The sequence below is a fragment of the Rhodobacter sp. JA431 genome, from assembly GCF_900217725.1.
GTDB classification, from domain to species: domain Bacteria; phylum Pseudomonadota; class Alphaproteobacteria; order Rhodobacterales; family Rhodobacteraceae; genus Rhodobacter; species Rhodobacter aestuarii.
In genome coordinates this window covers 65,416-84,570 of record NZ_OBMP01000006.1, presented here as the reverse complement: position 1 = coordinate 84,570, position 19,155 = coordinate 65,416, and the positions used below count along the sequence as shown (strand labels likewise).

Below are 19,155 nucleotides of genomic sequence, written 5' to 3'. Positions count from 1 at the left end.
TTCGTAGCGGTTGCTTAGCCGCGGCGGCGGCCGCGACGCTCGCGGCTCGGGCCGGGGTCGTCGCCGGTGCCATCGGTGTTCGACGAGAACGCGCCCAATTTCTCGGTGACATCTTCAAGCGTCGGGCGCGGCCCGCGTTCACGGGTCGAAAGCGCCTCGTGCATCGCCTTGAGGTGCTCGGGCATGGTGCCACAGCAGCCGCCGATGATGGTGGCGCCCGCATCACGTGCAAGGCAGGCGTAATCACCCATCAGCGCGGGGGTGCCATCATAATGGATGTGGCCATCATGGTATTTCGGGATGCCCGCATTGCCCTTGGCGATGATCGGGCGCTCGGTGCCCGAAGATACAAAGCCCATGATCGTGCGCATCAAATCCGCCGCGCCAACGCCGCAGTTCGCCCCAAAAGCGAGCGGCGGGTTCGGCAGTTTTTCCACAAGACTAGCGAGCTGCGCCGAGGTCACGCCCATCATCGTGCGGCCAGCGGTGTCAAAGCTCATCGTGCCACACCAATCCATGCCCGCAAGCTTCGCAGCTTCCGCCGCGGCCTTGAACTCTTCGGGGGCAGAGATCGTTTCCACCCAAAGCACATCCGCGCCGCCTTCTTTCAGCCCTTCGGCTTGTTCGTGGAACATTTCCACGGCGAGTTCATGGGTGAGCGTGCCCATCGGCGCGAAAATATCGCCCGTCGGCCCGACCGAGCCGCAAACTGCAACCGGGCGGCCCGCTTTATCGGCCACTTCACGGCCGATTTCGGCGGCGACGCGGTTCAACTCCCGCACCCGGCCTTGGGCATTGTGCAGTTTCAGACGGCTGGCGTTGCCACCAAAGGAGTTGGTCAGAAACAGATCCGAGCCCGCATCCACGGCAAAGCTGTAGAGCTTGGCGATCCGGTCGGGGTGGTCAACGTTCCACAATTCTGGCGGTTCGCCCGAAGACAGGCCCATGTTGAACAGGTTTGTGCCCGTAGCGCCATCGGCCAGCAGCCAGTCACGGGTTTGCAGCAGACGGGTAAGCGTGTTGGTCATCGGGCCTCTCCTGATCCGGTCGCGCTCTCCCTGCCAGAACCGGACGAAAAGTGCAAATTCCTTTCACTCAAGATGATCTTGAGGCACGCCACAGATTACGGACCATTTCAAGCGCGGGCGTCGGGGCCGTTTCATGGGCCGCAAGCGGGGCAGGGCGGTGGATTGCGCGGGCAATTTCCACCCCTGCCAGCGCCAGCGCCGGGGCCGAGGGGGCCGCGATATAACGCGGGCTCAGGTTCGGCGCGAAGCTCATTTTGAACTGGCGCAGACCCGCCGCGCCGGCACCTTTTTCCGCGCGCCGCCAGATATGCGCGGCGGGGCCGCTGATGTCTTCGGCGCGCGGCGGCAGGGCCGCGAGCGACAGCCGTTTCACCCCCGCCTGCGCGGCAGCTTCAAGCGCGCCATTGATCAGCGCCTGCATCGTGCCATCGGGGGCGTCTTCCCCCGGGCGCATCAGATCCAGCACCCATTCGGTGCGGTTGGCGTGAAAGCTCGCAAAGCCGACCAGCTTGCCCTTCACATGCGCAAGCATCACTTGTTGCTGGCGCACATAATCGGGGGCAAAGCGCCCCATCGAAAAGCCCCGCTCGCCGCCGCGCGCGCCGCGCCAATGATCGGCAATCGCAATCATCTCGGCCATCGGCAGCGGCCCTTCGGCGGGGGTGATGGTCAGGCCCGCCTTTGCGGCCTTGCGCAATTTGCGGCGCAGACCCGAACGCGAGGGGCAATCGAGCGTATAGCTGCGCGGGTCAAGCCAAACTTCGGTCGCGACCGGTGCGACGACCCAGCCAGCTTTGCGGGCAAGCGCCGCCGTACGTCCGGAGACTTTATAAAGGCTGGCACGGCGGCCTTCTGCCCGTGCGGCTTCGCGCAAGGCATTGAACATCCCACCCGACGGCGCGGTGCCAAAGGGCTCCAAGAGCGCCACAAGCGTTTGCCCGGCGCGGCCCGCCATCCAACCGCCCGGCGCGCGGTCACAACGCAACACGCCCAGATTGCCTTGGTGCATCAGCCCCAGTTCGGCTTGGCGGTCTTGTGCGACCAGATGCGAGATTTGCGGGCAGTCCATCGGCGCGGCAACAACTTGCGGGGCATCGCCCGCACGTGCTGGGCGCAATGCAACCACGGCCATTGCGGCAAGCGCAGGCACACCGAAATAGGCAATCCGCCAGGCGAGAATCGCTGCCAAAAGCTCGGGCTCGGGGGCCGAGGGCAAAAGCGAGATCAGGGTGATTTCAAAGGGGCCAACCCCACCGGGCGTGCCCGAAACAAAGCCCGCGCCAAGGGCGAGCAGAAAGGCCGGGAACAGCGCCAGCAAGCCGATATCGGTGCCAGAGGGCAAAAGCGCCCAAAGCGCAAGCGCGGCAAAGGCGGTGTCAATCAGCGCGAGCGCGAGGATTTGCGCCATCACCGCAGGGGCAGGCAAGCGCAGCGTGAGGCGGCCAATTTTTAGGCCCGGCAACAAAAGTGCGGCCAAGGCCAGCGCGCCGCCAAGCGCAAGACCCAAAAGCGCAAAGCCCTGCACAGTGGCCAAAGACAGGCCCGGCAAGCTCACGGGGGCAATCAACAACACATGCGCGGTGAGCACGGCCCATGAGATCAGGAAGGTCGCGGCAACGGTTGCGGTGATTTTTGTGGCGCGCGCGAGCGAGGTTTCGGGCAGCATTCGCCAGCGCACCAGCGCCCCAGATACGAGCCCAAAACCAATGGTTTGGCTCAGCGCAATCGAGGTCCAACCGGCGCGGCGGGCGGGGCGCGCGGCGGTGCCGGTGCCCAAAAGGCGGTGGATGATCGCATCATATTGCGCAAGCGCGGCAAAGCTGACGAAGGTTGCGGCGAGCGCGAGCGCCCAATGGGCAATGTCTACGCGCGCAAGGGCAGCCATCACCGCCGCGCCATCGAGCATGGCCAAGCGATCGCGCAGCGCCCACAAAAAGGCGCCCACAAGGACGATGCCGAGCACTTGCCGCCCCGCAGCAGCGCCAAAACGCAAAGGCCGCGTTGCCCCCTCGTCTGAGGTAAGTTGCGCAGCGACGGCCGTGCCCTTGCGATGATCCGACATCTGATCCCCTCTCTTTACCACATATCCCCGGTGCTCGGGTTTGCGCCTCTAAGGGAAAGAAAGGTTTAAAATCGAGGTATCAAATCCAAAGATGGTATGCAGAAATTAACCCTGCCAAGCCGCGCCTTTCGTTTGAAGATCGCGTGCTAAGGCTCAGCTAAAAAAGAAAAAACCGGCTCCATAAAGAGCCGGCTTTCGAAACGCGGTCTGGGCAAATGCTCAGCCGACTTCGGTGATTTGTTTCATCGCTTCGCGCATCGCCTCGCCAACTTTGGCGCGGATCTTCGCCTCATCGGCGACGCCCGCCAGATCTGCGACCAGTTTGCGGATCACATCTTCTTGGCCCGCTTCCTCGAAATCCGCTGCGATCAACGCACCGGTATAGGCCTCTGCTTCTTCGCCGCTTTTGCCCAGCAGTTCCGCCGCCCATTGACCGAGGAGCTTCACAGACCGCGCCTCAACTTTAAAGCGCAGTTCCGCATCATGCGCGAATTTGGCCTCAAAGGCGTGTTCGCGGTCGTCAAAAGTGGTCATCTGGTCCCCCCAAATCAGTTGTTATCCCAGATATGGTTTTTTTGGCCTCTTGCTGCAAGACCTCATAAAGCCGCGCCGGGGTGATTGCGCTAGCACGAAACGCAACCGAGAGACGCTCTATTCTAGCATGTTGGCCGTGAAGGTGCACCGATCTTCTTGCGGCGCGAGGCGGCTTGGCCTATAGGGGCCGAAAGGGGTGCCCCGAGGGCAAGACCCCAGATTGGGTCAACGGACCCGCCCAGTATCGGAGAGCCCATGGCACCGCGTCGCAAGAAAATCTATGAAGGCAAGGCAAAGATCCTTTACGAAGGCCCCGAGCCCGGCACTTTGGTGCAATACTTCAAGGATGATGCGACCGCCTTCAACGCGCAAAAGAAAGCGACGATTGAGGGCAAGGGTGTGCTCAACAACCGTTTGTCCGAGTTCTTCATGAACGGGCTGACGAATGTAGGGATTCCGAACCACTTCATCCGCCGTTTGAACATGCGCGAGCAACTGATCCGTCAAGTGGAGATCGTGCCGCTTGAGGTGATCGTGCGCAACTTCGCGGCGGGTTCGATTGCGAAGCGTTTGGGTCTTGAAGAAGGCACGCCGCTGCCGCGCCCGATCGTGGAATATAGCTACAAAAACGATGAACTCGGCGACCCGCTTGTGCCCGAGGAATATATCATCGCCTTCGGCTGGGCGAACCAGCAAGATCTGGATGATATTGTCAGCCTCGCGCTGCGCGTGAACGACTTCTTGTCGGGCGTGTTCTTTGGCGTCGGCATCAAACTGATCGACTTCAAAATTGAGATCGGTCGTGTTTGGGATGGCGATTTCATGCGCCTGATCATTGCCGATGAAATCAGCCCCGACAGCTGCCGCCTTTGGGACGTGAAAACGAACCAAAAGCTCGACAAGGACGTGTTCCGCCGCGACCTTGGCTCGCTGACAGATGCCTATACCGAAGTCGCGCGGCGGCTGGGGGTTTTGCCCGCCAATGCCACGCCGATGAAGCCCACCTTGATCAACTAAAGAGGCCGAAGATGAAAGCGCGCGTGCATGTGATGCTGAAAGATGGGGTGCTCGACCCGCAAGGCGAAGCGGTGCGCCACGCGCTTGGCCATCTGGGCTTTTCGGGTGTTGAAGGTGTCCGTCAAGGCAAGGTGATTGAGCTTGATCTGGCCGCCACCGATGCCGCTGCCGCCGAGGTTGAGGTGAAGGCGATGTGCGAGAAGCTGCTCGCCAACACCGTGATCGAGAAATACACCGTCGAGATCGCCTGATTTGGGGCGGGGCTCACGCTTGGGCCCCGTTTCCGTCCAAGCCCAGAAGAACGCAGGAGCCCTTTCGCAATGAAAGCCGCCGTCATCACTTTCCCGGGGTCGAACTGCGACCGTGATCTTGCCGATGCCTTTGCCAAGGCGGGCGCTGAGGTGGTGAGGGTCTGGCACAAAGACACCGAAATTCCGGCGGGCACCGATGTTGTGGGCGTGCCGGGGGGCTTTTCCTTTGGCGATTATCTGCGCTGTGGCGCGATTGCCTCGCGCTCGCCGATTGGCCAAGCCGTGGTCGATTTTGCTGCCAAGGGCGGCCATGTGATCGGCATTTGCAATGGGTTTCAGGTGCTGACCGAAATGGGCCTGTTGCCGGGGGCGCTGATGCGCAATGCCTCGCTCAAATTCGTCTGCCGCCCGCAAAAACTGGCGGTGGCGACGAGCAATAGCATCTTCACCGAAGGCTATGCGGCGGGCGCAGAAGTGACCTATCCGATTGCCCACCATGACGGCAATTACGTGATTGACGCCGAGGGGCTGAAACGCCTTGAGGGCGAAGATCGTGTGGCCTTCCGCTATATCGACAACCCGAACGGCTCTACTGCCGATATCGCGGGTGTGCTGAGCGAAAACCGTCGCGTGCTGGGCCTGATGCCGCACCCTGAGCGTGTGGTTGAAGACACCCAAGGCGGCACCGATGGGGCGGCGCTTTTCCGCGCGCTTTCGGGTATGCTCGCCCAAGCGTGATTGCTGGGGGCCGCGGCTTCGCCTAATCTGCCCCCATGCCAGAGACCCGCTTGCGCCTTGATCCACCGACCCGCGCCGAGACCCGTCGGCGTATCCGCCGCGCGGCCTATCGCGCTTTGGCGGTGGTGGCGTTGGCGGCAACGATTGCCGGGATCTGGCTTACCAATATCTGGCTGACCGAGCGGTTTACAGAAACCACGCGGATGCGCACCGAACTGCGGCTCGCGCTTTATTCCGGCAACATCTTGTCAGAGCTTCAGCGAACCTCTGTGGTGCCGCTGTTGTTGGCGCGTGACCCCGAATTGAACAAATCGCTGATTTCGGGAGATTTCTCCACTACTTCGGGGATTTTGATTGCCGCGCGCGATGAAGTTGGTGTGGCTTCGATCCGGCTTTTGGACCTGCAAGGCCGGGTGGTGGCGGCGACGGACCGCAATGTGCTCGGCACCGTGTTCAACGATGCGCCCTTCTTTGTGGATGCGCAGCGCTCGCGCGATACGATTTTTACCGCCGTCAAAGGCGTCACCGGCGCGTCCGATTTTGTGTATTCCCGCGCGATGATCTCCGAAGGCAAGCTGATCGGGGTGATCGTGGTGGGGGCCGATCTTGCGCGTTTTGAACGCGCTTGGGCGGGCATTTCCGATGCTGTGGCGGTGATGGACAGCTCGGCCCAGATCGTTTTGGCGACCGAGCCGCGCTGGCGCGGCATGACGATGGAAGAGGCTTTGGCCGTGCGCTCGGCCCCTTCGGCGATTGAACGCGCTTTGCAAGCCACGGCGGATTGGGCCAATGAACCGCCCGATGCTTGGGTCTCTGGCCAAGCGGTGATGCGCACCGAAGCGCGGCTGCCGTTTCGCGGTTGGCGGATGGTGGCGTTCACGCCCTACACCTCGGTGCGCGACCGGGTGAATGCTGTGATCGCGCTTGAAATCATGGGCTTTGCGGTGCTGCTGGCGCTTGGGTTCTACTTCGTCTCGCGGCGCGCCAAGGTGCAATCGGCGGTCTATCGGCGCGAATCTGCGGAACTGCGCGCGCTGAACGCGCGGCTCAAACGCGAGATCGCGGAGCGTGAGCGGGTGCAAAAAGACCTTTCGCTTGCGGAGCAAACGCTGGAACAAAGCTCCAAACTTGCCGTGCTGGGCGAGATGTCTGCCGCGGTGAGCCATGAGTTGAACCAGCCCTTGGCGGCGATGAAAACCTATCTGGCTGGCGCGCGGCTTTTGCTGCAGCGCGAACGGGTGGTGGAGGCGTTGTCGTCGTTCCAGCGCATCGACGATCTGATCGAACGGATGGGGGCGATCACCCGCCAACTCAAATCCTACGCCCGCAAGGGTGGCGATGCGTTTGAGCCGGTGGACCTGCGCGCGGCGCTATCGTCTGCCTTGGCGATGATGGAGCCGCAGCTGAAGGCACGCACGGTCAAAATCACCCGGAGCCTGCCGCGCGGGCAGGTGATGGTGATGGCGGACCGCATTCGGCTCGAGCAGGTGATTATCAACCTTTTGCGCAATGCGCTTGATGCCACAAAGGGGCTACGCACGCCGCATATCGAGATTGCGCTGGAGGCCGATGAAATGGCGGTGCTGACGGTGCGCGACAATGGGCCCGGTATCACCGATCTAGAAAAACTGTTTGAGCCGTTTTGGACCACGAAGAAACCGGGCGAGGGGACGGGGCTGGGCCTTGCGATTTCCTCGTCTATCGTCAGTGATTTTGGCGGTCGCTTGACCGCGCGCAATGCCGCAGATGGGGGGGCCGTATTTGAAGTGCGGCTGCCGCGTTTGACGGCGGGGATGAGTTTGTCTGGCAACGGGCAAAGGGCAGCGGAGTAACAAGAATGCGCATGATGAAGGTGGCGATCGTCGATGACGAGGAAGACATCCGGCAATCCATCAGCCAATGGCTGGCGCTCTCGGGGTTTGATACCGAAAGTTTTGCCTGCGCAGAAGATGCGCTGAAAGTCATTGGGGCCGATTGGCCGGGGGCCGTGATCACCGATATTCGCATGCCGGGCATGGATGGGATGGCGTTTCTCAAGCGTTTGATGGGGCTTGATAGCGGGCTGCCAGTGATCATGATCACCGGGCATGGCGATGTGCCGATGGCGGTGGAAGCGATGCGGCTTGGCGCGATGGATTTCATGGAGAAACCCTTCAACCCAGACCGGATGACCGAGCTTGCCAAACGCGCCACCCAAGCGCGCAGGATGACACTCGATGCCCGCGCTTTGCGCCGCGATTTGGGCGAGGGCACGAAGGTGATGGGCAAGCTCATTGGCACCTCGGCGCAAATGGAACGGCTGCGCGAAGATGTGCTCGATATTGCGCAATCTGATGGCCATGTGCTGCTTGATGGCGAAACCGGCACCGGCAAAACGCTTGTGGCCCATGCGCTGCACGCCGCTGGCACGCGGGCGGGCAAGAAATTCGTCACCATCTCTTGTGCGGCCTATACCGAAGACGCACTTGGTGAACGGCTCTTTGGCCCGGTGGCCGAGGGGGGCGGGTTGCCGCTGGTCGAGGAGGCGCGCGGCGGCACTTTGGTGCTCGAAGATATCGAGGCGTTGTCGAGCGGCCTGCAAGCGCGGCTTTTGACGCTTTTGAACGAACAAGGTAGCCCGGCAGAAACCCGGATCGTGGCGATTTGCAACGCCCATGGTGAGGGGCGGATGCTCGAAGACCTTTTGCGCCCCGATCTTTATTTCCGCTTGGCCGCGCATAAAATCACCCTGCCGCCGCTGCGCGCGCGTGGCGAAGATGTGTTGACGCTGTTCACCCGGATGGCCGAGCAATTCGCCGATGATTACGGCTGCGACGCGCCCGAAGTCAGCGCGCAAGAAGCCGCACAACTGCTACAAGCGCCTTGGCCCGGCAATGTGCGCCAGCTGATCAATGTGGCCGAACGCGCGGTCTTGCAAGCGCGGCGCGGGCAGGGCTCCATTGCCTCGCTTTTGATGGCCGAAAGCGATGAGCTGGGCACCGCCATGACCACCGAAGGTAAGCCGCTCAAGGAATATGTCGAAAGCTTCGAGAAGATGCTGATCGACAATACGATGCGGCGTCACAAAGGCTCCATCGCGGCGGTGATGGAGGAGCTTTGCCTGCCGCGCCGGACGCTCAACGAAAAAATGGCGAAATACGGCTTAAGCCGTGCCGATTACACCTAAAGTTGTGTGCATCCGTGCGTCTGATGATTATCGTTAATCATTTCTTGATGAAAAACAGATTGTATTCATCTGCTCTGCGTTGTTAATGTCGCAGTGTCGGCGGGACTATTCCCGCCCACGGAATTCGCTGATTTCCGAGCCGATGATCTTCGCGGGTGCGAAGCGGGCTTTGGGTCATCCGATTGGTCGAAAGACCGCTTTCACACCCTCAGGGCCTAGAAAACCAAGGGGGTTTCGTCATCATCGCGCGGCCTGCCGCGTGTTTGGGAAGAACCGCGATGGAGCGCGCAAGGGCAACTGAGGTGAGGACGGGCGGGCCACAACTGGCCGCCGCCACCCATTTGCGTGCCAGCGCTCCCGCCTCAACGACAAACCATGCCAGCCTCGCCTTGCCCGCACGATCCAGGTCGTGGTCAGGGCGCGCGCGCGCATGGGGAACCAGGATTAATGGCAAAGAAAATGCTTATCGATGCCACCCATGCGGAAGAGACCCGCGTTGTGGTGGTGGACGGCAACAAAGTCGAAGAGTTTGACTTTGAAACCATCAACAAACGGCAACTCGCCGGAAACATCTATCTAGCAAAAGTCACGCGGGTGGAGCCTTCGCTCCAAGCAGCGTTTGTGGATTACGGTGGCAACCGCCACGGTTTCCTCGCTTTTGCCGAGATCCATCCCGATTACTATCAAATCCCGACGGCGGATCGTCAGGCGCTTTTGGAAGAAGAGCGGCTTGCGGCTGAGGCCGAAGAGGCTGAAGAAAACCGCCCGCGCTCGCGCCGTTCGCGCTCCCGTTCGCGGTCGTCTTCGTCCGCCCCTGCGGCGAAGGCCGAAAAGGCGAGCAACATCGATGCCGTGGTGCGTTCGGAAGATATTCCGGGCATGGCGGTGATCGAATCCGGCGAAGAGGGCGAGGGGGAAGAACCCGCCGTTCTGAGCGAGACGCCGGAAACGACGCTGGTGTCCACGCCTGAAGCTGCCGCACCCGAGGCAGACGAGAGCGCCCCGGTGGAAGGCGATGCGCAAGACGCGCCCGTCGCGGAAACCGCATCCGTGGAAGAAGAATCCGTCGAGGATGTCGTGGCGGAAGCCGTGGCCGATGCGCTTTCGGTCGTGGCCGAGATGACCGAAGAAGCCGAAGAGGTGGACGCGGAAGAAGCCGAGGATGGCGAAAGCCACGATCACGACCACCACGCCCATCCGGCAGAAGGCGATGACGAGATTGAATCCGTCGCCGAAGAGGATGTGCAGGAAGAAATCCGCGCGCCGCGCCGCCCGCGTGCGCGCCGTTACAAGATTCAAGAAGTGATCAAAGTGCGCCAGATCATGCTGGTGCAAGTGGTCAAGGAAGAGCGCGGCAACAAAGGCGCGGCGCTCACCACCTATCTGTCGCTCGCGGGTCGTTATTGCGTGCTGATGCCAAACACCGCGCGCGGTGGTGGCATTTCGCGCAAAATCACCAATGCTGCCGACCGTAAAAAGCTCAAAGAAATCGCCGCCGAGATGGAAGTGCCGCATGGAGCTGGCCTGATCATCCGCACTGCGGGCAGCCAACGCACCCGCACCGAGATCCGCCGCGACTATGAATATCTGATGCGGCTGTGGGAACAAATCCGCGACCTCACGATGAAATCGGTCGCGCCTGCGCCGATCTACGAAGAGGGCGACCTGATCAAGCGCTCGATCCGCGATCTTTACTCGAAAGACATAGACGAGGTGCTGGTCGAGGGCGAGCGCGGCTACCGTGTGGCCAAGGACTTCATGAAAATGATCATGCCGTCCCACGCCAAAAACGTGAAGCATTACGCCGAGCAATTGCCGCTCTTTGCGCGCTTCCAAGTCGAAAGCTATCTAGGCGCGATGTTCAACCCGGTGGTGCAGCTCAAATCGGGCGGCTACATCGTGATTGGCGTCACCGAAGCGCTGGTGGCGATTGACGTGAACTCGGGCCGGGCCACCAAAGAGGGCTCGATCGAAGATACGGCGCTGAAAACCAACCTTGAGGCCGCCGAGGAAATCAGCCGTCAGTTGCGTCTGCGCGACTTGGCGGGCCTGATCGTCATCGACTTCATCGACATGGAGGAGCGCAAGAACAACTCCGCCGTCGAGAAGCGCCTGAAAGAGAAACTGAAAACCGACCGTGCGCGCATTCAAGTGGGCCGGATTTCGGGCTTTGGTCTTTTGGAAATGAGCCGTCAGCGGTTGCGCCCGGGGATGCTGGAAAGCACCACCCAGCCCTGCCCGCATTGCCACGGCACCGGCCTGATCCGCTCGGATGACAGCCTTGCGCTGCAAGTGCTGCGCGCGATTGAGGAAGAGGGCACGCGTAAGCGCTCGCGCGAAGTGCTGGTGAAATGCCCGGTCGCGGTCGCCAACTATCTGATGAACGCCAAGCGCGAGCATATCGCCTCGATCGAGGCGCGCTATGGAATGGCGGTGCGGATTGAAGCCGATCCGAGCCTTGTGAGCCCTGATTTCTCGATTGAGAAGTTCAAAACCGCGACCCGGATCGTGCCCGATCCGATGAGCACGGCGGTGCATGCGAGCGCCGAACTGATGGCCGAGATCGACGAGGAAGAGATCCTTGAGGAGGAAGAGGACGAGGTCGAAGAGGCCGAAGCCGAAACCACGGAGGCCGAAGAGGCGCCGAAGAAGAAGAAACGTCGTCGGCGTCGGCGTAAGAAATCGGGCAATGGCACCGAGGCGGGCGAGTCTGGTGATGCCGACGGCAGCGATGCGGACGACGACGAGGCTGATGAGGGCTCCTCTGACGAGGACGAGGCCGCTGAGGATGCTGCGCGTGCGGCCGCCGCTGCGGAACTGGCCGAGGTTGCGCTGCCCGAGGTGACGGAAGCCGAAGAGGGGGCGCCGGAAGCGGAAGGCGCGGCGGTTGCGGAGGAAGCGGCGGAAGATGCGCCGAAGCCGAAGAGAACCACCCGCTCGCGGAAGAAAAAGACCGAAGACGGCGAGGAGCCCGCGCCGAAGAAAACCACCCGCTCGCGTTCGCGCAAAAAGGTTGAGCCGGTGGCAGAGGAAGCCCCTGCCGAAGCGGCGCCCGAAGCTGCGCCAGTGGAGCCGGTGAGTGCAACCGCTGCTGAAGCGCCTGCCGAGCCTGCGCCCGAGCCTGTCGCGGAAGCGCCGGTTGAGGTGGCACCCGAAGTTGCGCCGGAGCCGGTGGTGGAACCCGCGCCCGAGCCGGAGCCGAGCGTCGAGCCCGTCGCTGAACCTGCCCCAGAACCTGTGGCGGAAGCGCAAAGCGCGCCCGAGGCCCCCGCTTCTGAGGCAGAAGAGGGCGGCGAGCCGAAGCCGAAGCGCCGCGGTTGGTGGTCCATCTGAGGCGAATGCGCCAGAGCTGAAAATTGCAAACGCCGGGCCTCCTGCCCGGCGTTTTGCGTTGTGACCGCTGCGACTGGCCCAAATTTCTTTAGGAGAGTTTGGCGCAGCCAAAGGGAGGCTGCGCCCCCAACACCGCGTTGCCAATAACGCCGCTTTAGTCTTGCGTGTTTTGCTCTGGGCCGCGCCGCACAAGATAGCGCAGCACATCGCCCTCATCCGTCGCGCTTTCGAGCACATGGCCCGCATGGGTGCAAAAATGCGGCACATCAATCCAACTGGCGCGGTCGGTCGCGATCATTTCCACCAGCGCGCCCTCGGGTTGGGCAAGCAACGCCTTGCGCAGGCGCAGCACCGGCAGCGGGCACAGAAGGCCGCGCAGATCAAGGGATAGGGCAGGGGTGTCGCTCATGCGCTTGGCCTAGCGCCGCACCACGCGCCTGTCCACGGCAATGTGAGCGCCGCGTCAGATCACAGCAGATGACGGCGCGCGCCTGCAATGCTAGGACGGGGCCATGTTCGGGATCGACATCATAGATGCAGCCTTTCTGCCCGCCGCCTTCGCCGCTTTTGTGGCGGGGGTGATCTCGTTCCTCAGCCCCTGTGTGCTGCCCATCGTGCCGCCCTATCTTGCCTATATGGGCGGTGTGACCGTGTCCGAGATGAGCGCGGGCAAAGCCGCTGCGCGTGGCCCTGTGCTGCTGGCGGCGCTTTTCTTTGTGCTTGGGCTCTCGACCGTTTTCTTGCTGATTGGTCTTGGCGCCTCGGCGCTTGGTCAAGCGGTGGGCTCTTGGCGCGATGAATTGGGCAAGGTCGCGGGCGTTGTCGTGATGATTTTCGGCGCGCATTTCCTTGGCATCTATCGAATCGGCTTTCTCGACCGCGAATTCCGGCTGGAGACTGGCGATCAGGGGGGCTCGGCCTTGGGGGCATACCTTCTGGGCCTTGCCTTTGCCTTCGGTTGGACGCCCTGCCTTGGCCCGGTGCTGGGCACCATCGCTTCGCTTGCGATGGCCGAGGGCAGCCTTGGCCGTGGCATGGGGCTTTTGGGCGTCTATGCGGCGGGGCTTGGTTTGCCCTTCTTGCTGGTCGCAGCGTTTTTCCCTGCGCTTGGTGGGGCGATGGCCTTCATGCGCCGCAATATGGGCCGTATCGAGAAAATCTCAGGTCTCCTTTTGTGGACGGTGGGGCTTTTCATGCTGACCGGGCAACTCTCTGATTTCTCGTTTTGGATTTTGGACGCTTTCCCGGCGCTTGCCGAATTTGGCTAAAGCCGCGCCTGCGCGGAAACGCGCAGCCTGACGGGAACTTGCTTTGACCCATCGCCCGGCGCGCGCTATAGGGTCGGCACTGTCCACGGGGGTGCCTTTTGATCCGCTTCGTCCTGTCTTCAATTGGGGGGCTTTTCTCCTGGATCGTCACGGCGCTGTTTTTCGCCGCGCTGACGGTTGGCGCGATTTTTTGGATGTATGGGCGCAACTTGCCCAGCCATGAACAGTTGGCCCAATACACGCCCAAAACCATCAGCCGGATTTACTCGGGCGAGGGGCGCTTGATCGACGAATTCGCGCAAGAGCGGCGGATTTTCGTGCCGATCAGTGACATTCCCGATGTGGTGAAACAGGCTTTTGTTTCTGCCGAAGACCAAAACTTCTATATTCACAAGGGCTATGACGCGCGCGGGATCATCGCGGCGGCCTATGCGGCGATCAAATCCGGCGGGCGCAATGTGCGCGGCGCCTCGACGATCACGCAGCAGGTGATGAAGAACTTCCTGCTTGATGGTTCGCGCTCGGCGGAACGGAAGATCAAAGAATTGATCTTGGCGGCCCGCGTGGAAGAGGCGCTGTCGAAAGACCGCATTCTTGAGCTGTATCTGAACGAGATTTTCTTGGGTCAAAACTCCTATGGGGTGGCGGCGGCAGCGCAGACCTATTTCAACAAAACGCTGAGCGAACTCACCGTGGGCGAGGCGGCCTATCTGGCGGCTTTGCCAAAGAAACCGGCCTCGTTGCATCCGGTGCGCGATTATGAAGAGGCGCGACTGCGCCGCAATTACGTGCTGCGGCGAATGTATGAAGACGGCCATATCGACCAAGCGACTTTGCAAGAAGAGCAGGCGAAAGAGCTGAAATCGGTGCAGCGCGGCGATTACCCGGCCTTCCGCCAAGCTTTGCCGCCGCGGGATTATTTCACCGATGAAATCCGCCGCCAGCTGTCAAAAAGCTTTGGGCAGGATGAGTTCTTTGGCGGTGGTCTAACGATCCGCGCCACGGTTGATCCCGATTTGCAAAAGCAGGCCGCGAAGGCGCTGCAACATGCGCTTGAAAAATATGACCGCAACCTTGGCGTCTGGCGCGGCACCGGGGCGACGATCCCGGCTGATCAACTGGGCGAGGAACGGCTGTGGCGTGCGGCGCTTGCCGATGTGCCCACCGACAAAGCCCCCCGCGATGTTGAGGGTTGGTATCCGGCCGTGGTGCTCGAACTGGGGGATAAATCTGCCCGGATCGGCATTGAAGGCATCGAGGAAGATGCCGATGGCCATTGGATCCCCGCCGATGATGTGACTTGGGCGCGTAAGCTTGGCAAAGATGGCAAGCTTGGTCCGCGCGCCAAGCGGGCCTCTGATCTGGTTGATGTGGGCGATGTGGTGCTGGTGCGCGCGGTCACCAAAGACAGCGATGGCTCTTTCGTGCGCTGGTCACTGCGGCAGGTGCCGCGTGTCGAGGGCGCGTTCATGGCGATGGATGTGCATACGGGCCGCGTGCTCGCGATGCAGGGCGGGTTCTCGTATCAAAGCTCGGTCTTCAACCGCACCACACAGGCGATGCGCCAGCCCGGCTCCAATATCAAGCCGATTGTCTATGCAGCGGCGCTCGACTCCGGCTTTAGCCCCGAGACCATCGTTGTGGACGCACCGATTGAGGTGAACACGCCGCAAGGTCTGTGGCGGCCGCAAAACGCCTCAAACAAATACTACGGGCCGACGCCGTTGCGCACCGGGCTTGAGCAATCGCGGAACCTGATGACGGTGCGGATCGCGCAAGAAATCGGCATGGATACCGTGGCGCGCTATGCGGAGCGGTTTGGCGTTTATGACCAGATGGGCCCCTATTTGGCGAATGCGCTTGGGGCGCAGGAAACCACGATGTATCGGCTCATTTCGGCCTATGCGATGTTTGCCAATGGCGGCAAGCGGCTGGAGCCGACGCTGGTGGACCGGGTGCAGGACCGTTGGGGCCGCACGATCTATCGCCATGACCAAAGCGATTGTCTCGATTGCGCCGATCCGACCTTGCCCGAGGGGTTGGGGCCACGCGTGCGCACCAATTCCGAGCAGGTGATTGATGCGATCACCGCCTATCAGATGATCTCGCTGATGGAAGGCGGCGTGAAGCGCGGCACGGGCACGGGCGTGCGGCTGCCGGTTCCGGTTGCTGGCAAAACCGGGACGACGAATGACGCGAAAGACGTGTGGTTCACCGGCTTTACCTCCAATATCGTCGCGTCGTGCTACATGGGCTATGACCAACCGCGCGGGCTTGGCCGGGGCGCTTATGGCGGCACGCTTTGTGTGCCGGTCTTCAATGAGTTCATGCAAGAGGCGATCAAGGAATATGGCGGTGGCCGCTTCAAGGTGCCGCCGGGGGGCTATTGGCAGAACTTCAACCGGTTCACCGGGGAAAAACTGCCCGATGGCGTGTCGGGGGATTTCGTGCAGGCCGAATATATGCGCGAGGATCAAGACATGCGCGGCCTTGGCCTGATTGTGGATGGGGGCTTTGCCATGGGCGCGGACCTGCCGCTTTTCGCGCAGGGTGAAACCGATACTGGCACCACCGTCACGACCGCGACCGGAAAGACTCGCGTGATCCCCAAGAAAGCCGATTTCGGCACCTTGTCTGCCGGTGGGCTCTACTAAGCCTTACCCACGTTTCACGACACCAAGGATTGGGCGCCCCAGCGGGCGCCTTTTCTTTTGCCGCGGTGTTGGGGGGCAGGACGTGGCGGGGCTGGGGGTCTTGTTCTTGCGGTTGCTATGCATGAAAAAGGGCGCCCTGCGGCGCCCTTTTCTGGTTTCGCAACCTCTGGCGTTTGGCTTAGCGCGGTTCCGCTTGCAGCCCGCGCAAGATTGCCCAGCACATCAACAGCAAGATCACCGTGAAGGGCAAACCGGTGGAGATCACCATCGCTTGCAATGCGCCTAGGCCGCCCCCGATCAACAGCACAATCGCAACCGCGCCCTCAAACGTGGCCCAGAACACGCGCTGCGGCAGCGGTGCGTCGACCTTGCCACCCGCCGTGATCGTGTCGATCACTAGCGAGCCCGAGTCCGACGAGGTCACGAAGAACACGATCACCAGCACAATCGCGACAACCGAGGTGATGGAAGACAGCGGCAGCCCTTCGAGCATCGCAAAAAGCGACAAGGGCGGGTTGTAGCTGTCAATCACATTGGCTTTCACCGCCGAATTGACCGGGTCAGAAAGCACTTGGTCAATCGCCACACCGCCAAAGACGGCCATCCACAGCACGCAGACGATGGAGGGGATGATCAGCACACAAACCACGAATTCGCGCACCGTGCGGCCCCGCGAAACGCGCGCGATGAACATGCCCACGAACGGCGACCAGCTGATCCACCACGCCCAATAGAAGGCCGTCCAGCCTTGGCGATAGCTATCATCCTCGCGCCCGATCGGGTTCGACAGAGGAATGATATCTTTCACATAGGCCACCAGCCCCTCGCCGAAATCGGTCAAGATCAGCATCGTCGGGCCCGCAATCAGCACGAACAGCAGCAAAAGCGCTGCAATCCCCATGTTGATTTCGGAAAGCACCTTCACACCGCCATCAAGCCCGCGCAGCACCGAATAAAGCGCAACGCCGGTGATCACGGTGATCAGCGCGACCTGAACCGGAATACTCATCGGCACGCCAAAGACGTGGTTGAGCCCGGCATTGGCTTGTTGAGCGCCGAAGCCAAGCGAGGTGGACAGGCCAAAGAGTGTGGCAAAAACCGCGATAATGTCGATCAGATGCCCGGTCCAACCCCAGACCCGCTCACCAAAAATCGGGTAGAAGGCGGAGCGGATTGTCAGCGGCAGGCCCTTGTTGAAGGAAAAGAGCGCAAGCGCCAGCCCCACCACCGCATAGATCGCCCAAGGGTGCAGGCCCCAGTGATAGATCGTTGCGGCCAAGCCCATTGCTTTGGCGGCTTCGACATTTTCTGGGATGATGTTGCCCGCCGCGTCAAAGGGCGAGGGCGTGCCCAAAGGTGCCGAGATGGCCATGTGATAGACCGGCTCCAGCACGCCAAAGAACATCAGACCAATGCCCATGCCCGCCGCAAACAGCATCGCAAACCAGCTTTTGTAGCTGAAATCGGGGGTGGCGTCTTTGCCGCCAAGCCGGACCGCGCCCCAAGGGCTGACGATCAAGAGCAGACAAAAGAGCACAAAGACGTTGGCCGCCGACAGGAAGAACCAATCAAAGCTCGAGGTGAGGGCCGGACGCAGCCAGCCAAAGATGCTCGCCGCTTGTTCCGGCAGGGCCAGCGCGTAAAACACGAAGGCGACGACCGAGAGCGCGGAAATCGCAAAAACCGGGTTGTGAATGTCAAACCCGATCGGACCCCATTGGCCCTCGATATTGTGCTGACCAATTTCGTAATCGGTGTCGATCAGTTCTGTTGCGCCCTCGGGGGCGGGAATCCCGGTCACCGGATCTGGTTCACCATCGGGAATGGCAGTCCCTGCACTGTCTTCGGGTTCGGCCATATGCCGTCCTCCTGTCGTTTCTATTGTCTTTATGGGGCGGGCGTGCGGACGCCGTGCCTAGGCACGCACCAGAAACACCGAGGCCTGCACATGATTGGCGAGCGCCCCACCATGTGAAGACCAAAGGTAATCGGTGACATTGGGAAGATGGGTGGCCATCACCACCAGATCAGCGTGAAGCGTGTCACAGGCCTTGATCAGCGCTGCATCAAGCTCGGCTGCGGGATCGTGACTGATCAGCAGATGGCCCGCCGCATCGTGACCATGCGCAGCGCTTTCATTCGCAACGAAGCTGTTGAGTTTTTCCTCGACCTCGGCCGGGGTACGGCCAAGGGCGTTCGGTTCTGGGCTGGTGACGGTGACATAAATCACCTGTGCGCCGTTTGTTTTCGCCAGATCGGCGGCGATGCTCAGCGCCTTACCCTGTGCGGGCAAGTGGCGCAGATCCACCGGAACCATGATCTTCTTGAACATATTCAGCTTTCCCCACTTTTCCGCGAGGTAGCCTAGGGATGCGGGAAGGGGATGTCCACCCGGGGGCGGGCAGATTGTCGCAGTTGCGAAGGACGTATGCCGCAAGGCCGCGGCGGGACTGGCGCGGTATTTGGGCTGCTTCGCCTTGTTCTTGCGCCGATCTTAGCGCGGCATTCGGGTCTGGGCCGTATCTGGCGCAAGCCGCAGATGCATGGCGGCGAAAGCGGCCTCGGCCCCCGAGACGGCTAAGGCGAGACGATCTTCATCGGGCAAAAGCCCGGCAATCAGCGCACGGGTTTCGCGCCAGCGCATCGCTGTCGCTTTGCCGTGGCGTTGAAAGTAGCGCGTGGCGGTGCCGAGTTCGTCGCCAAGGCTGTTGCGCAATCCACGCAAGATCACCAGTCCACCAAGCCCGGTGCCTTCATGCACGTAAAGCCACCCCGCCGCATGGGCCGGGCAAGGCGCAGGCGGCGCAGTGGTTTGCTTGGACGTATCAAACCCCAGATCGGCCAGATCGGCTTCCAATGCGGGCAGGGCGGCGCGCTCTGCCAAGCTTTGCAGCGGCAGATGCGGGGCGAGGGCGGCATGGATCACCGGTTCATAGCGGGCGAAATGCGCGTGTAACCGCCCAAGCACCGCCGTATATTGCATCCGTGTCACCTCTGGCGCGGTTAGATCGCGCATCACCGACACGGCCTCAATCCGGGCATGAGCGGCAGAGGTCGCTTCTTTCAACACCGTCATGCAATGGTCGACATGGGCCGGTTCTGGG

Annotated in this window: 15 protein-coding genes; 8 read left to right on the top strand and 7 right to left on the bottom strand. The window is 61.5% G+C overall.

Annotated features, from left to right (window positions below):
• Window positions 1–14: 14 nt before the first annotated feature.
• From bmt to CRO18_RS12970, 3 genes are all read right to left on the bottom strand, one after another.
• Window positions 15–1,028 carry a betaine--homocysteine S-methyltransferase gene (gene bmt, locus CRO18_RS12980; protein WP_076485437.1) on the bottom strand — a complete coding sequence of 338 codons (1,014 nt, stop codon included), beginning with the start codon at window positions 1,026–1,028 and terminating at the stop codon, window positions 15–17.
• A 67-nt stretch (window positions 1,029–1,095) separates the two neighbouring features.
• Window positions 1,096–3,090 carry a phosphatidylglycerol lysyltransferase domain-containing protein gene (locus CRO18_RS12975; RefSeq protein ID WP_097082445.1) on the bottom strand — a complete coding sequence of 665 codons (1,995 nt, stop codon included), beginning with the start codon at window positions 3,088–3,090 and terminating at the stop codon, window positions 1,096–1,098.
• A 219-nt stretch (window positions 3,091–3,309) separates the two neighbouring features.
• On the bottom strand, window positions 3,310–3,624 hold the full coding sequence (locus tag CRO18_RS12970; protein ID WP_076485439.1) for a DUF1476 domain-containing protein: 315 nt from the start codon (window positions 3,622–3,624) through the stop codon (window positions 3,310–3,312).
• A 255-nt stretch (window positions 3,625–3,879) separates the two neighbouring features.
• Between CRO18_RS12970 and purC the strand changes: the two genes are divergently transcribed.
• The 6 genes from purC (at window position 3,880) to CRO18_RS12940 (ending at window position 12,129) form a co-directional block, all read left to right on the top strand.
• A complete protein-coding gene (gene purC / locus CRO18_RS12965) occupies window positions 3,880–4,641 on the top strand; it encodes a phosphoribosylaminoimidazolesuccinocarboxamide synthase (RefSeq protein WP_076485440.1) in 762 nt (253 codons plus the stop codon).
• A gap of 11 nt (window positions 4,642–4,652) precedes the next feature.
• The gene (purS, locus tag CRO18_RS12960; protein WP_076485441.1) at window positions 4,653–4,892 is read left to right on the top strand and encodes a phosphoribosylformylglycinamidine synthase subunit PurS; all 240 of its coding nucleotides are present in this window, start codon (window positions 4,653–4,655) and stop codon (window positions 4,890–4,892) included.
• Between the two features lie 69 nt (window positions 4,893–4,961).
• Window positions 4,962–5,630 (top strand): phosphoribosylformylglycinamidine synthase subunit PurQ, encoded by a 669-nt coding sequence (purQ, locus tag CRO18_RS12955; protein ID WP_097082444.1) that lies wholly within the window; start codon window positions 4,962–4,964, stop codon window positions 5,628–5,630.
• 35 nt (window positions 5,631–5,665) lie between these two features.
• Window positions 5,666–7,462, top strand: coding sequence for an ATP-binding protein (locus CRO18_RS12950; protein WP_097082443.1), 1,797 nt, complete (start codon window positions 5,666–5,668; stop codon window positions 7,460–7,462).
• Between the two features lie 5 nt (window positions 7,463–7,467).
• Window positions 7,468–8,796 carry a sigma-54 dependent transcriptional regulator gene (locus tag CRO18_RS12945; RefSeq protein ID WP_097082442.1) on the top strand — a complete coding sequence of 443 codons (1,329 nt, stop codon included), beginning with the start codon at window positions 7,468–7,470 and terminating at the stop codon, window positions 8,794–8,796.
• Between the two features lie 447 nt (window positions 8,797–9,243).
• Window positions 9,244–12,129, top strand: a complete 2,886-nt coding sequence (locus CRO18_RS12940) for a ribonuclease E/G (RefSeq protein ID WP_097082441.1) — start codon at window positions 9,244–9,246, stop codon at window positions 12,127–12,129.
• A 154-nt stretch (window positions 12,130–12,283) separates the two neighbouring features.
• Here CRO18_RS12940 and CRO18_RS12935 read toward each other — a convergent pair whose 3' ends face one another.
• Window positions 12,284–12,538, bottom strand: a complete 255-nt coding sequence (locus tag CRO18_RS12935; protein ID WP_097082440.1) for a sulfurtransferase TusA family protein — start codon at window positions 12,536–12,538, stop codon at window positions 12,284–12,286.
• A 103-nt stretch (window positions 12,539–12,641) separates the two neighbouring features.
• Between CRO18_RS12935 and CRO18_RS12930 the strand changes: the two genes are divergently transcribed.
• Window positions 12,642–13,397, top strand: coding sequence for a cytochrome c biogenesis CcdA family protein (locus tag CRO18_RS12930; RefSeq protein ID WP_097082439.1), 756 nt, complete (start codon window positions 12,642–12,644; stop codon window positions 13,395–13,397).
• A 98-nt stretch (window positions 13,398–13,495) separates the two neighbouring features.
• Window positions 13,496–16,051: a penicillin-binding protein 1A gene (locus tag CRO18_RS12925; protein WP_097082438.1), complete on the top strand. Its 2,556-nt coding sequence runs from the start codon at window positions 13,496–13,498 to the stop codon at window positions 16,049–16,051.
• A 178-nt stretch (window positions 16,052–16,229) separates the two neighbouring features.
• On the opposite strand, the gene CRO18_RS12920 is transcribed toward CRO18_RS12925, so the two are convergent.
• The 3 genes from CRO18_RS12920 to CRO18_RS12910 all read right to left on the bottom strand — a co-directional run bounded on the left by CRO18_RS12920 (window position 16,230) and on the right by CRO18_RS12910 (window position 19,127).
• Window positions 16,230–17,909 (bottom strand): BCCT family transporter, encoded by a 1,680-nt coding sequence (locus CRO18_RS12920; protein WP_097082437.1) that lies wholly within the window; start codon window positions 17,907–17,909, stop codon window positions 16,230–16,232.
• A 57-nt stretch (window positions 17,910–17,966) separates the two neighbouring features.
• The gene (locus CRO18_RS12915) at window positions 17,967–18,383 is read right to left on the bottom strand and encodes a universal stress protein (protein WP_097082436.1); all 417 of its coding nucleotides are present in this window, start codon (window positions 18,381–18,383) and stop codon (window positions 17,967–17,969) included.
• Window positions 18,384–18,545: 162 nt separating this feature from the next.
• Entirely contained in the window at window positions 18,546–19,127 is a 582-nt protein-coding gene (locus tag CRO18_RS12910; RefSeq protein ID WP_170952668.1) for a biliverdin-producing heme oxygenase, read from the bottom strand.
• Window positions 19,128–19,155: the final 28 nt, after the last annotated feature.

Excerpts from the sequence above, each read along its gene's own strand:
- CRO18_RS12970 (WP_076485439.1), bottom strand. The coding sequence starts at position 3,624 with ATGACCACTTTTGACGACCGCGAACACGCCTTTGAGGCCAAATTCGCG.
- purQ (WP_097082444.1), top strand. The coding sequence starts at position 4,962 with ATGAAAGCCGCCGTCATCACTTTCCCGGGGTCGAACTGCGACCGTGAT.
- CRO18_RS12945 (WP_097082442.1), top strand. The coding sequence starts at position 7,468 with ATGCGCATGATGAAGGTGGCGATCGTCGATGACGAGGAAGACATCCGG.
- purC (WP_076485440.1), top strand. The coding sequence starts at position 3,880 with ATGGCACCGCGTCGCAAGAAAATCTATGAAGGCAAGGCAAAGATCCTT.
- CRO18_RS12915 (WP_097082436.1), bottom strand. The coding sequence starts at position 18,383 with ATGTTCAAGAAGATCATGGTTCCGGTGGATCTGCGCCACTTGCCCGCA.
- CRO18_RS12950 (WP_097082443.1), top strand. The coding sequence starts at position 5,666 with ATGCCAGAGACCCGCTTGCGCCTTGATCCACCGACCCGCGCCGAGACC.
- purS (WP_076485441.1), top strand. The coding sequence starts at position 4,653 with ATGAAAGCGCGCGTGCATGTGATGCTGAAAGATGGGGTGCTCGACCCG.
- CRO18_RS12920 (WP_097082437.1), bottom strand. The coding sequence starts at position 17,909 with ATGGCCGAACCCGAAGACAGTGCAGGGACTGCCATTCCCGATGGTGAA.
- CRO18_RS12930 (WP_097082439.1), top strand. The coding sequence starts at position 12,642 with ATGTTCGGGATCGACATCATAGATGCAGCCTTTCTGCCCGCCGCCTTC.
- CRO18_RS12940 (WP_097082441.1), top strand. The coding sequence starts at position 9,244 with ATGGCAAAGAAAATGCTTATCGATGCCACCCATGCGGAAGAGACCCGC.
- CRO18_RS12975 (WP_097082445.1), bottom strand. The coding sequence starts at position 3,090 with ATGTCGGATCATCGCAAGGGCACGGCCGTCGCTGCGCAACTTACCTCA.
- CRO18_RS12935 (WP_097082440.1), bottom strand. The coding sequence starts at position 12,538 with ATGAGCGACACCCCTGCCCTATCCCTTGATCTGCGCGGCCTTCTGTGC.
- bmt (WP_076485437.1), bottom strand. The coding sequence starts at position 1,028 with ATGACCAACACGCTTACCCGTCTGCTGCAAACCCGTGACTGGCTGCTG.
- CRO18_RS12910 (WP_170952668.1), bottom strand. The coding sequence starts at position 19,127 with ATGACGGTGTTGAAAGAAGCGACCTCTGCCGCTCATGCCCGGATTGAG.